Here is a 12,311-nt window from a genome sequence, read left to right on the forward strand (position 1 = left end):
GGGAACGCTGTGAGTCGGCGCGGCGGTCGGCAGTGCCCGAGAATGCGGTACATGGCATTCGTCGCTGCGGTGATCGTCGTCCTCACGTTGATCGCGATGACGACGGGCCGAGCACCTGCGGTCCTGGCCCTGATATGCGCCCTGGTCGCGTCGGGCCTACTTGGAATCGCCACTCCCGGCGAGCTTTTCGGCGGTCTGAGCAATGCGGGCGTCATCACCATCGCAGCAATGCTGGTGATCGCCAAAGGGGTTCTGCACACCGGGGTGGTTTCGCGGGTGACCTACCGCCTGCTCACCGACGTGCGCACGCCAGGCCAGGCGCTTCGCCGTCTCATCCCGCCGGTCGGGTTCGTCTCGGCGCTCATCAACACCACCCCGATCGTCGCGATGCTGATCCCGGCCGCCAAAGAACTGCAGCAGCAATCCGGCGTGCCGGCCCGCGGCGTGCTGCTGCCGATCGCCCATGCCACGACCCTCGCCGGCTCCGCAACACTGATCGGCACCAGTTCCAATCTGCTCATCGCCGCCCTCGCCGCACCCGCGGGCGTCGAACTGTCGATGTTCTCGTTCGTGCCGGTCGCCGTCCCGGTTGCGCTCGTCGGGTGGGTCGTCTTGCTCCTGACGGCGCCGCGGATACTGGGTGGCACATCGGAGATCGCCGCGCGGGACTTGTCGTGGCAGGCCGAGATTCCCATCTCGGCGCGCGCCATCGCGGTCGGCAGGACCGCTGCCGAGTTCGGCATCCACACCACCCCCGAGTTCGGGCTACAGGAGGTGCTTCGCTGGGGCAAGCCCGTCGGGGCGGACTCGGTGCTGGAGGTCGACGACGTCCTCGTGTACCGGGCGACCGAATCAGGTGTCCGAATGCTCTGGGGCAGTCCACGATTCGGGTTGTCCCCGCAACGGCTCTATCTGGTCGCGGTCGCCGACAACGAGCAGGCCACGGTGCGCGAGCTCGAGGAAGACGAAGACATCATGGTGGTCGCGGCCCAGACGGACAAGCGACTCCGCGACGCCCCCGCCGAGCCGGGCGCACTCTGCCTGGTCACCGCGAGTTCGGCCGACGTACTCGCGCACAGTCCCCTGGTCGCACTGTGGCAGCAGGCCACCGGCAAGGCTCCCCAGACCGGCAAGACGTGGGTGGCGCTCGGCATCCTGGCGGCCGTCATCCTGGCCGGATCGTTCGGGATCGCCCCGGTCGAACTCGCCGCGGTCACCGGTGCGGTGCTGATCGTTCTCACCGGCGTGCTGACGCCGAGATCGGCCGTGCGCGCGCTGAACTGGAACATCCTCGCGATCATCGCCGGATCCATCGGGCTCGGCGTCATCGTCGTCAACAGCGGTCTCGGCGGCTACATCTCGGCAGCCATCCTCGAACTGTCCGGCGACAGCACGGCGCTCGTGGTCCTGGTCATCGCGGTGGGTACCACGATCCTGACGAACGTCGTCACCAACGCCGCCGCGGCATCGATCCTGACACCGGTGGTCCTGACGATCGCGGCCAGCACCGGCCTCGACCCGATGCTGCTCCTCATCACGGTCGGCACCTGCATCTCGTTCACGTTCTTCAACCCGTTCAGCCACCAGTCCAACCTCATGGTGATGCGGCCGGGGGCTATTCGACGGCGACGTTCATGCGCTTCGGCATCCCGCTCACCGTCGTGTCGCTGGTGACCGTGGTCGGCGTCGGCTGGGCTCTGCTGTCGGTCTGATCGCCTGCAACGCTTGGCTTTTCGCGGGCCGATCAGGCGTCGTCGAGCAGATCCGGTGTCACGGCCGACTCGGTGTCGGGAATCCCGTCCTGCTTGGCCTTGCGGTCTGCCATCGACAGCAGTCGCCGGATACGCCCCGCCACAGCGTCTTTCGTCATGGGCGGATCGGCAAGCCGACCCAACTCCTCCAGAGAGGCCTGCCGATGCTCGACCCGCAGCTTGCCCGCCGCCGCCAGATGGTCGGGCACCGTATCGCCGAGGATCTGCAGCGCCCGCTCGACCCGGGCGGCCGCGGCCACCGCGGCGCGGGCCGAGCGACGCAGGTTGGCGTCGTCGAAGTTGGCCAACCGATTGGCCGTCGCCCGGACCTCGCGGCGCATGCGCCGTTCCTCCCAGGTCAACCGCGTGTCCTGAGCGCCCATCCGCGTCAGCAGTGCGCCGATCGCCTCGCCGTCGCGAACCACCACGCGATCACTCCCCCGGACTTCCCGGGCTTTCGCGCTGACGCCGAGCCGCCGCGCGGCACCCACCAGAGCCAGCGCGGCCTCCGGTCCGGGGCAGCTGACCTCGAGCGCCGACGAGCGACCGGGCTCGGTGAGCGAGCCATGCGCCAGGAACGCGCCCCGCCACGCGGCCTCCGCATCACCGACGCTCCCGCCGACGACCTGGGCCGGAAGTCCGCGCACCGGACGGCCCCGCAGATCGAGCAGACCGGTCTGGCGCGCGAGTGCCTCACCGTCATTGGCCACGCGGACCACATACCGCGTGCTCTTGCGAATACCGCTGGCGGACAACACATGGACGACCGCGTTGTAGCCGTATAGGTCGTAGATGTCCTTGCGCAACCGGCGCGCGATGATGCCGAGGTCGACCTCGGCCTCCACGACCACCCGGCCCGCGACGATGTGCAGCCCTCCGGCAAAGCGCAACAGGGACGCGACCTCGGCGCGGCGCGCACTGACCGAGTTGACCACGAGGCGGCTCAGCTCGTCCTTCACCTCGGCTGTCATCGCCACGGCTCGTCCCCTCTCGATCTGTTCGGTGCCGGTTCCTGACGCGTGACGTCGACCGACCTGGCGGCGGGCGTGGGAACGGTCGGTTCCTGCACGCTCCGGCCGGGTGCCATTGCTCGCAACCGGACCCCCTCCAGAGCCGCGGCCAACCTTGCCGGGTCATGTAAAGGTGTACCAGGTCGAGACACGTCAGCAAACTCGACGCGGGCCTCGAGGATGTTAGCCGTGCGGCTGAGCTGCTCACGTTCGCGGTCGCTGGGCACTCTGCTGGCGTCGACGATGATGTCATGCACCGTGAAATCGGGGGCGTGCTGGGCCAACACGTGGATGTGACGCTCGGCGGAGAACCCGGCGGTCTCACCGGGTTCGGCGGCCAGATTGAGGACGAGCGCGCGGCGGGCCGTCGTCGCGCGCAGCGCCGCAGCCAGCTGCGGCACCAGTACGTGCGGAATCACACTGGTGAACCACGAACCCGGTCCCAGCACGACGAGGTCGGCCGCCATGATCGCCTCGACGGCCTGCCGGGTGGCCGGCGGGTCGCCCGGCAGCAGCCGGACGCGGCGCACCTTGCCCACCGTCGTCGCGATCGCCACCTGACCGCGGATCACCCGGCTCATGCGCGGATCGGCCTCCAGGCCGGCGACGTCGGCCTCGATCTGCAGCGCGATCGGGCACATCGGCAGGACGCGGCCCTTGACACCCAGGATCCGCGCCAGCTCGTCGAGCGCGGCGACCGGGTCGGCCAGCACCTCGTTGAGGCCGGCGAGCATCAGGTTGCCGATCGGGTGACCGGCGAGCGCGCCACTGCCACCGAACCGGTGCTGGATGATGGTGGCCCACAGACGACCGTGCGGGCTGTCAGATGCCAACGCCGCCAACGCCATTCGCAGATCGCCAGGCGGGACGATGTCGAGCTCGCCGCGCAACCGGCCCGACGAGCCGCCGTCGTCGGCGACCGTCACCACCGCGGTGACGTGTGGGGTGAGCCGCCGGGCAGCCGACAACGTGGCGTAGAGCCCGTGGCCGCCGCCCAGCGCGACGATGCGGGGCGTCACTCGCGCCCCAGATCCCGATGCAACGCCCGCACCGTGAGCCCGTCACCGCCCTGCAACCGCTCCGCCAGTGCTTCGGCAATCGCGACACTGCGATGTTTACCGCCGGTGCAGCCGATGGCGACGGTCATATAGCGCTTCCCTTCCCTGCGGTATCCCGCGATCACAACGTCCAAGAGCCGATGGTAGGTGTCGAGGAAATCCTTGGCGCCCGGCTGACCGAGCACGTAGTCGCGCACGTCGGGATGTTGACCGGTGTGCGGGCGCAGTTCGTCGACCCAGTGCGGGTTAGGCAGGAACCGCACGTCCATCACGGTGTCGGCATCCATCGGCAGGCCGTACTTGTAGCCGAACGATTCGACCGTGACATTGGTATAGGCGACGGTCTCCCCGCCGAACGCGCGCTCGATGCTCTCCCGCAACGCGGGCACCGACAGCTTCGACGTGTCGATCACGAGGTCGGCGCCCGCTCGCACCGGCGCCAGCATCGCCCGCTCGGCGGCAATCCCCTCGGCCAGGGTCTGGTTGCCCTGCAGTGGGTGACTGCGCCGGTTCTGCTCATACCGGCGCACCAGGATGTCGTCGGAGGCCTCCAGAAAGAGCACGCGTGGGGTGATGTTGCGCGTGGCCAGATCGTGGCGCACCCAGTCCAGGTCACCGGTGAATCCGCGGGAGCGCACATCCATGACCACGGCCAGCTGGGTGATCCTCGACCCGGCCGCCAGCCCCAGCTCGACCATCCGCGCGATGAGCTCGGGCGGCAGATTGTCGGCGACATACCAACCGAGGTCTTCCAACACCTTTGCCGCCGTGCCACGCCCGGCACCCGACAGCCCGGTGACCAGAACGACGTCGATACCCGACTCCTCGTCCCCTTCGGCGATCCCGGTATCGGGACCGTTCTCGTGAAGGTCTCCGCTCACGTGCGGTCCGCCTGTTGCTCGCCCTCGTTCATCCCCGACCCCGTCATCACCCTGCGTCGATCATCCTCGATAACCATTGCGGGCGCGTTCGAATTCGCCTCGGCATTCACCTCAGTACCCGACCCGGTCTCGGCCGGCACGCCCTCCTGCTGGGTCTGCGGCTCACTTCCCGGTTCGCTCGGCGGACCGCCGAGCGCCTCAAGCACGGCTCGCGCGGTGGCCACACCGATGCCCGGCACCGCCGTGATCTCCTCCACCGTGGCCTCCTTGAGCCGGGCAACCGAACCGAAATGCGTCACCAGCGCCTTGCGCCGATGCTCGCCGAGCCCGCGAACCGAATCGAGCGCGGACGCCGTCATGCGCTTCGATCGCTTGCTGCGGTGGAAGCTGATGGCGAACCGGTGCGCCTCGTCGCGCACCCGCTGCAGCAGATACAGGCCTTCGCTGTTGCGCGGGAAGATCACCGGATCCGGCTCAGAGGGTACCCACACTTCCTCCAGTCGCTTCGCGAGCCCGATCACCGCGACGTCGTCGATGCCGAGTTCGTCGAGCACCGCGGCGGCCGCGTTGACCTGTGGCGCACCGCCGTCCACGACGAACAGATTGGGCGGGTAGGCGAACCGTCTGGGACGTTGCTCACCGCCGGCGTCGGGTTGGGAGTCGGTCACATGACGCAAGAAACGTCGCCGGGTGACCTCGGCGATCGAGGCGACGTCGTCGGACCGCCCGTTGCCCGCCGCCTCGCGGATCGCGTAATGGCGGTAGTCGGATTTGCGTGGCAGCCCGTCCTCGAACACGACGAGCGACGCGACGACGTCGGTGCCCTGCACATGGCTGATGTCGACACATTCGATACGCAGCGGCGCATCCGCCAGCCCGAGCGTGTCTTGAATGCTCTGCAGCGCTTCCGATCTCGCGTTGAAGTCGCCGGCCCGTCGCAGTTTGTGCTGGGCCAGCGCCTCGTGCGCGTTGCGCTGCACGGTCTCGGCGAGCGCCCGCTTGTCACCACGGACGGGAACTCGCACGCTCACCCGCGAACCGCGCAGGCCCGACAGCCAGGTGGCCAACTCGTCGACATTTGGCGGCAACACCGGAACCAGCACCTGCCGCGGTACGGGATTCGTGGCCTCGTCGGCCGCGCCACCGAGTTCGGCCTGCTCACCGTAGAACTGGGTCAGAAACTGCTCGACCAACTGGTCCTGCCCGGATTGTTCCGGGTCGCCCGACTTCTCGACTATCCACCCGCGTTGGCCGCGGACCCGGCCACCGCGCACGTGGAACACCTGTACGGCGGCCTCGAGTTCGTCGTCGGCGAACGCCACCACGTCGGCGTCGGTGCCGTCGCCGAACACCACGGCTTGCTTCTCGAGTGCCCGCTTCAACGCGGAGATGTCGTCGCGCAGCCGCGCAGCCCGCTCGAAATCCAGCTCCTCGGCGGCGGCGGCCATCTGCTGCTCCAGATCCCTGGCGAGCCGGTCGGTCTTTCCCGCCAGGAAGTCGCAGAAATCCTCGACGATCTTGCGGTGCTGCTGCGCGGTGACCCGGCCGACGCACGGCGCCGAACACTTGTCGATGTAGCCCAGCAGGCACGGGCGGTCGATCTGGTTGTGACGCTTGAACACTCCGGCCGAGCAGGTTCGCGCCGGGAACACCCGGGTGAGCAGATCGAGGGTTTCCCGGATGGCCCACGCATGGGAGTACGGGCCGAAATACCGGACACCTTTACGGCGCGGCCCCCGGTACACCATCAGCCGGGGGTATTCCTCGTTGAGGGTGACCGCGAGCACCGGGTACGACTTGTCGTCGCGATAACGGATGTTGAAGCGCGGATCGAACTCTTTGATCCAGTTGTACTCAAGCTGCAGCGCTTCGACTTCGGTGTTGACGACCGTCCACTCGACGCTGCCCGCGGTCATCACCATCTGTCTGGTGCGCGGGGCGAGACCGGCAAGATCGGCGAAGTACGACGTCAGCCTGCTGCGCAGGCTCTTGGCCTTGCCGACATAGATGACCCGACCGTGCGGATCCCGGAACCGATACACCCCCGGCTCAACTGGTATCGACCCGGGCGCCGGCCGGTACGTCGCTGGATCGGGCACGGTTTCCAGGTTACTGCCGCGATCCGACGGAACTCCGCTACCGTCGAGGGGTGCGATTGCTGGCGTCCACACGGTCGGTCATCGCCCTGCTCAGCGGTGTCGTGCTGATCGCTGCGGGGTGCGCCGACGGCCCCGAACGGCCGGCCCGCACCGTTGCGGGCCCGTGCGAGATTGTGTCCAACGGCACACCGATGCCCAAGCCACCGGCCGCTTCACCCCCGCAGTCGGCCCCGCCGGCACCTGTCCCCGCCCCGCCTCCGACGAGCCGCGACCTCGCCACCCGACCCGAGGTCGCGACCGGCTACCGCAGTGACATGACGGCCGTGCGCACCGCCAAATACGCGGTCGCCACCGCGAATCCACTGGCCACCGAAGCGACCTGCAGGGTCTTGCGCGACGGCGGCACGGCGGCCGACGCGCTCGTGACCGCGCAGGCCATGTTGGGCTTGGTCGAACCACAGTCGTCCGGTATCGGCGGCGGCGGATTCCTCCTGTACTACGACGCCGCCTCCGGCGCGGTACGCGCCTACGACGGCCGCGAGACCGCCCCTGCCGCTGCCGACGAGAACTACCTGCGCTGGATCTCCGACACGGACCGCACCCAGCCCAAGCCCGACGCCCGGGCGTCGGGCCGCTCGATCGGCGTGCCCGGCATCGTGCGCCTGCTCGACGAGGTGCACCGCGAGTACGGCAAGAAGGAGTGGCGCGAACTGTTCAACCCGGCCGTCTCCCTGGCGGACCGCGGTTTCGACGTCAGCCCCCGCCTGGCGGCGGCGATCGAGGACTCTGCGACCGAACTCCGGCTCGATCCCGCGGCGGCCGCCTACTTCCTGAATGCGGACGGCAGCCCCAAGCCGGTTGGTACCCGCCTCACCAACCCGGCGTACTCGAAAACCCTGGGCGCCATCGCATCCGATGGGGCGCAGGCGTTCTACAGCGGCGACATCGCGCGCGCGATCGTGGCGGCCACCGCCGACCCGGCAGGCGGCCGCACGCCGGGCATGCTGACCGAACAGGATCTCGCCGCCTACACCGTCAAACAGCGCGAACCGTTGTGCACGCCGTACCGCGGCCGCGAGATCTGCGGCATGCCACCGCCCTCGTCCGGTGGCATCGCGGTGGCCGCCACGCTCGGTGTGCTCGAACACTTCGCGATGGGCAACCACAAGCCGACCGACATCGATCTCAACGGCGGGCGGCCCACCGTCATGGGCGTCCACCTGATCTCCGAAGCGGAACGGCTCGCCTACGCCGACCGGGATCGCTACGTCGCCGACACCGATTTCGTCGCGCTGCCCGGCGGCTCGCCCGACACGCTGTTGGGAAGCGCCTACCTCACCGGCCGGGCCGCGCTGATCTCCGAACAGCGCACCATGGGTACCGCACAGCCGGGCAACTTCGGCCCACCCATCACCGCACCGCCGCAACGCGAGCACGGCACCAGTCAGGTGAGCGTCGTCGACAGCTACGGCAACGCGGCCTCGCTCACCACGACCATCGAATCTGCGTTCGGCTCGTTCCACATGGTGGACGGATTTCTGCTCAACAATCAGCTCACCGATTTCGCCGCCGAACCGGTCAGTCCCGAGGGCACGCCGGTGCCCAATCGGGTCGAGCCCGGCAAACGGCCACGTAGCACCATGGCGCCGACCCTCATGTTCGACAAGGGCACGGCAGGCCCGCCCGGGTCGAGAGGCCCGCTCTACGCCGTGCTGGGCTCCCCCGGCGGTTCGGTCATCATTCAATTCGTCGTCAAAACCGTTGTCGGCGTCGTCGATTGGGGCCTGGACCCGCAGCAGGCGGTGTCGATGGTCGACTTCGGCGCCGCCAACACACCCAAGACGAACATCGGCGGCGAACATCCCAACATCGACACCTCCGGCCCGCCGGGACTGCCCGGTGATCACGACCCGCTCGTGAAGGGCCTACGCGCACTGGGCCATCAGGTCGACCTCGCCGATCAGTCCAGCGGTCTCTCGGCGATCGTGCGCGCCGAGCCCGGCTGGATCGGTGGCGCCGACCCGCGCCGCGAGGGTCTGGTGATGGGCGACCCGGGTTGACCCGCACGCCCATGAGGTACCGGGTGATCCGACTCACCGAGGCGGACTGGCGACTGTTCGCCGTCCTGCGGTTGCGTGCGCTTGCCGACTCGCTGGGGGTCGACGACCAGCACTATCGCCGCGAATCCAGATTCACTGCCGCACAATGGCGCCGAAGACTGCGCGATCACGCTCAATTCACCGCGGCGGTCGACGGGCGAGCGGTCGGCCTCATCGGCGCGCAGCAGCAGAACGCCGACACGATGTACCTGTATTCGTTGTGGGTCGATCCGGCGGCGCGTGGGCACGGCCTGGCGCATCGGCTGATCGGCGCGGCCGTGGACTGGTCGCGCGGCCGGCGAGTCCAGACCGTCAAACTGCGGGTCGCGACCGACAACGCAGCGGCCCGCTGCGTGTACGAAAGCCTCGGTTTCGATGTGGCCGATGCCGAATCATCGGCCGGGGCCAAAGAATTGGCGATGACGCTGCGGGTCAGCTGAGTCCGGTGCGGTACTTCGCGACCAGCTCCCGGACCTTGTCCATCGCGTCGACCGCACGTCCCTTGTCGATCGCCTGGATCGCCATCACCGGGATGTACTCGTCGTCGGGCAGATCCACGCGGGCCCAGCGGGCGCCCCGCGGGAACGAGACATCGACGACGTCGGACCATGGGATGGTCCGATAGCCGACGAGATTGCGCACCGCCACGCCCGACGGTCCGACCCGCAGCCGCGGCCGGGCGAACATCAGCACCACACAGGCGATCACGGCACCGAGCAACGCGATCGCCACCTGATCGGCAGTGCGAAATACGACGCCGGTGGACCCCACTTTGAGCAACGCGCCCACCGAGACGTGCGCCGCGAAGATGATCAATGCCGCCCCGTAGGCGAAAATCGGTGTGCGGTACGGGCGGATCTCGACGTCCCAGGTGTCTGCCGTCATCTGACCGGTCATGCGCGGGCGCGCAACTCACGAAGGGTCAGTGCGGTCGACAGTGCGGCCGCTGCCGCCTGGGCGCCTTTGTCCTCGGTCGACGACGGGAGGCCGGCCCGATCGAGCGCCTGTTCTTCGGTGTCGGTCGTCAACACGCCATTGGCCACCGGGGTCGACGCGTCCAGCGACACCCGGGTCAGTCCTTGCGTGACGGCATCGCACACGTAGTCGAAATGCGGTGTCTGGCCACGGATTACCACACCGAGCGCCACCACCGCGTCATGGGTGGCCGCCAAAGCCTGGGCCACCACCGGGATTTCGATCGCACCGAGCACGCGGACGACGGTCGGCTCGGCGATGCCGGCATCGGCGGCAACCTTGCGCGCACCGTCGAGCAACGCATCGCAGATCTTCGTGTGCCACGTACTGGCCACGATCGCCAGTTTCACATTCGAGGCATCGATCTGCGGCAGTTCGGGAACGCCTGCGCCCCCACTCATTTATCCGCCACACCCTCGGCACTCGGCGGGCGGCGGTCCCCCAGCAGGTACACCGCCTCGTCGTAATCGTCCATGCTCACCGCTTCGTCGTAGTCGTCCAGGCCGACAAGGTCATGGCCCATGCGATCCCGCTTGGTCATGAGATAGCGGATGTTCTCCGCGTTGGCCCGCACCGGCAGCGGCACCCGCTCGATGATGTGCAGGCCGTAGCCGTCCAGTCCGACGCGCTTGGCCGGATTGTTGGTCAGCAGGCGCATCGACCGGATACCGAGGTCGACCAGGATCTGTGCGCCGATGCCGTAATCGCGTGCGTCGGCGGGCAATCCGAGCATCAGGTTGGCGTCGACGGTGTCCTCGCCGGCGTCCTGCAACTGGTAGGCCTGCAGCTTGTGCATCAAACCGATGCCGCGGCCCTCGTGCCCGCGCATGTAGAGGACCACGCCGCGCCCTTCGCGTGCGACCATCGCCATCGCGGCGTCCAGCTGCGGGCCGCAGTCGCAGCGCCGCGATCCGAACACGTCACCGGTCAGGCATTCGGAGTGCACGCGGACCAGCACGTCGTGACCGTCGCTGTTCGGGCCGGCGATCTCGCCGCGGACCAGGGCGACATGCTCGACATCCTCGTAGATGCTCTTGTACCCGACGGCGCGGAACTCGCCGTGCCGGGTCGGGATCCGCGCCTCGGCGATGCGCTCGATGTGCTTTTCGTGCTTGCGCCGCCACTCGATGAGGTCGGCGATCGAAATCAGCGCCAGGTCATGGTCGTCGGCGAACACGCGCAACTCGTCGGTGCGCGCCATGTCCCCTTCGTCCTTTTGGCTCACGATCTCGCAGATCGCGCCGGCGGGCTGCAGACCGGCCAGCCGGGCGAGGTCGACGGCCGCCTCGGTGTGGCCGGGGCGCCGCAGCACACCACCGTCCTTGGCGCGCAACGGCACCACGTGGCCGGGTTTCGTGAAGTCGTCGGCAACCGTGTCGGGGTTGGCGAGGGCACGCATCGTGGTTGCCCGGTCGGAGGCCGAAATGCCGGTTCCCACATCCTTTTTCGCGTCAACGGTGACGGTGTATGCGGTGCCGTGCTTGTCCTGGTTGACCGCATACATCGGCAACAGGCCCAGGCGATCGCAGATCTCGCCGTCCAGCGGCACACACAGATAACCCGACGTGTAGCGCACCATGAACGCGACCAATTCGGGCGTGGCCTTCTCGGCGGCGAAGATGAGGTCGCCCTCGTTCTCGCGGTCTTCGTCGTCGATCACAACCACGGCTTTGCCCGCCGCGATATCGGCTATCGCCCTCTCGACGGAATCGAGCCTGGTCATCTGCGCCACCTTGCCTGTTCAGTGCGACGTTCCATACGTGGAACCATCGTCGTCGACTCCAGTATGAACCACCGAAAACCAGCAGTTATTGCCAGCTCTTACTGAGCGGTACGGCTCATCAGCCGCTCGACGTACTTGGCGATGACGTCGACCTCGAGGTTCACCTGCGCACCGACGTCCGCGTGGCCGACCGTGGTGAGCTCACGCGTGGTCGGGATCAGCGACACCTCGAACCAGTCGTCGCCCAAGCCGGAGACGGTCAACGACACCCCGTCGACGGTGATCGAACCCTTCTCGACCACATACCTCGACAGCGACTCGGGCAGGCCGATCCGCACAACCTCCCAATGCTCGGACGGCGTGCGCGAAATCACATGTCCGGTGCCGTCGACATGCCCCTGGACGATGTGTCCACCGAGGCGGCTGTTCACGGCCGCGGCACGTTCCAAATTGACGCGGCCGCCGACCTCGAGCTTCTGCAGGCTGGACCGGTTGAGGGTCTCGGCCATGACGTCGGCGGTGAAGATCCCGTCGGGCCGGATGTCCACGACGGTCAGACACACGCCGTTCACCGCGATCGAATCCCCGTGCCGCGCGTCGGCGGTCACGATGGGCCCGCGGATGGCCAACCGCGCGGCATCGGCGAGGTCCTCCTTGTCGACGAGGACGCCCAGCTCTTCAACGATTCCGGTGAACACGAGGACCAGAGTATTCA

11 protein-coding genes are annotated in these 12,311 nt (G+C 68.1%); 3 read left to right on the forward strand and 8 right to left on the reverse strand.

All coding sequences use genetic code 11. The features are described 5' to 3' along the window. Positions 1 to 51 precede the first annotated feature (51 nt). Positions 52 to 1,674, forward strand: coding sequence for an SLC13 family permease (locus AWC31_RS19405; RefSeq protein WP_234816916.1), 1,623 nt, complete (start codon positions 52 to 54; stop codon positions 1,672 to 1,674). A gap of 70 nt (positions 1,675 to 1,744) precedes the next feature. On the opposite strand, the gene whiA is transcribed toward AWC31_RS19405, so the two are convergent. The 4 genes from whiA to uvrC are packed head-to-tail and all read right to left on the reverse strand — an operon-like array spanning position 1,745 to position 6,799. Next, positions 1,745 to 2,722 (reverse strand): DNA-binding protein WhiA, encoded by a 978-nt coding sequence (gene whiA / locus AWC31_RS19410; protein WP_110775168.1) that lies wholly within the window; start codon positions 2,720 to 2,722, stop codon positions 1,745 to 1,747. After that, complete coding sequence (yvcK, locus tag AWC31_RS19415) at positions 2,719 to 3,780, reverse strand: uridine diphosphate-N-acetylglucosamine-binding protein YvcK (protein ID WP_085145693.1); 1,062 nt, start codon at positions 3,778 to 3,780, stop codon at positions 2,719 to 2,721. Before yvcK ends, whiA begins: the two co-directional genes overlap by 4 nt. Beyond that, entirely contained in the window at positions 3,777 to 4,700 is a 924-nt protein-coding gene (gene rapZ, locus AWC31_RS19420; RefSeq protein WP_085145694.1) for an RNase adapter RapZ, read from the reverse strand. Before rapZ ends, yvcK begins: the two co-directional genes overlap by 4 nt. After that, a complete protein-coding gene (gene uvrC / locus AWC31_RS19425) occupies positions 4,697 to 6,799 on the reverse strand; it encodes an excinuclease ABC subunit UvrC (protein WP_085145695.1) in 2,103 nt (700 codons plus the stop codon). The genes rapZ and uvrC overlap by 4 nt, the downstream gene beginning before the upstream one ends. A 50-nt stretch (positions 6,800 to 6,849) precedes the next feature. On the opposite strand from uvrC, the gene AWC31_RS19435 reads away from it, so the two are divergent. Both AWC31_RS19435 and AWC31_RS19440 read left to right on the forward strand, forming a co-directional pair. Beyond that, positions 6,850 to 8,859 (forward strand): gamma-glutamyltransferase family protein, encoded by a 2,010-nt coding sequence (locus AWC31_RS19435; RefSeq protein WP_207626385.1) that lies wholly within the window; start codon positions 6,850 to 6,852, stop codon positions 8,857 to 8,859. A gap of 11 nt (positions 8,860 to 8,870) precedes the next feature. Then, the gene (locus tag AWC31_RS19440) at positions 8,871 to 9,338 is read left to right on the forward strand and encodes a GNAT family N-acetyltransferase (RefSeq protein WP_085145696.1); all 468 of its coding nucleotides are present in this window, start codon (positions 8,871 to 8,873) and stop codon (positions 9,336 to 9,338) included. Here AWC31_RS19440 and AWC31_RS19445 read toward each other — a convergent pair. From AWC31_RS19445 to AWC31_RS19460, 4 genes are all read right to left on the reverse strand, one after another. Further along, positions 9,331 to 9,783 carry a PH domain-containing protein gene (locus tag AWC31_RS19445; RefSeq protein WP_067845821.1) on the reverse strand — a complete coding sequence of 151 codons (453 nt, stop codon included), beginning with the start codon at positions 9,781 to 9,783 and terminating at the stop codon, positions 9,331 to 9,333. The genes AWC31_RS19440 and AWC31_RS19445 overlap by 8 nt on opposite strands. Positions 9,784 to 9,791: 8 nt before the next feature. Beyond that, on the reverse strand, positions 9,792 to 10,274 hold the full coding sequence (gene ribH, locus AWC31_RS19450; protein ID WP_067845180.1) for a 6,7-dimethyl-8-ribityllumazine synthase: 483 nt from the start codon (positions 10,272 to 10,274) through the stop codon (positions 9,792 to 9,794). After that, positions 10,271 to 11,596: a bifunctional 3,4-dihydroxy-2-butanone-4-phosphate synthase/GTP cyclohydrolase II gene (locus AWC31_RS19455; RefSeq protein ID WP_067845179.1), complete on the reverse strand. Its 1,326-nt coding sequence runs from the start codon at positions 11,594 to 11,596 to the stop codon at positions 10,271 to 10,273. Before AWC31_RS19455 ends, ribH begins: the two co-directional genes overlap by 4 nt. A 98-nt stretch (positions 11,597 to 11,694) precedes the next feature. Then, the gene (locus AWC31_RS19460) at positions 11,695 to 12,294 is read right to left on the reverse strand and encodes a riboflavin synthase (RefSeq protein ID WP_085145697.1); all 600 of its coding nucleotides are present in this window, start codon (positions 12,292 to 12,294) and stop codon (positions 11,695 to 11,697) included. Between the last annotated feature and the right edge of the window lie 17 nt (positions 12,295 to 12,311).

The sequence above is a fragment of the Mycolicibacterium wolinskyi genome, assembly GCF_002101965.1.
Classification (GTDB): Bacteria; Actinomycetota; Actinomycetes; order Mycobacteriales; family Mycobacteriaceae; genus Mycobacterium; species Mycobacterium wolinskyi.

What these genes read in the sequence shown, in the direction of transcription:
- AWC31_RS19405 (WP_234816916.1), top strand. Translation starts at nt 52, where the DNA reads ATGGCATTCGTCGCTGCGGTGATCGTCGTCCTCACGTTGATCGCGATG.
- whiA (WP_110775168.1), bottom strand. Translation starts at nt 2,722, where the DNA reads ATGACAGCCGAGGTGAAGGACGAGCTGAGCCGCCTCGTGGTCAACTCG.
- AWC31_RS19440 (WP_085145696.1), top strand. Translation starts at nt 8,871, where the DNA reads ATGAGGTACCGGGTGATCCGACTCACCGAGGCGGACTGGCGACTGTTC.
- AWC31_RS19445 (WP_067845821.1), bottom strand. Translation starts at nt 9,783, where the DNA reads ATGACGGCAGACACCTGGGACGTCGAGATCCGCCCGTACCGCACACCG.
- ribH (WP_067845180.1), bottom strand. Translation starts at nt 10,274, where the DNA reads ATGAGTGGGGGCGCAGGCGTTCCCGAACTGCCGCAGATCGATGCCTCG.
- AWC31_RS19455 (WP_067845179.1), bottom strand. Translation starts at nt 11,596, where the DNA reads ATGACCAGGCTCGATTCCGTCGAGAGGGCGATAGCCGATATCGCGGCG.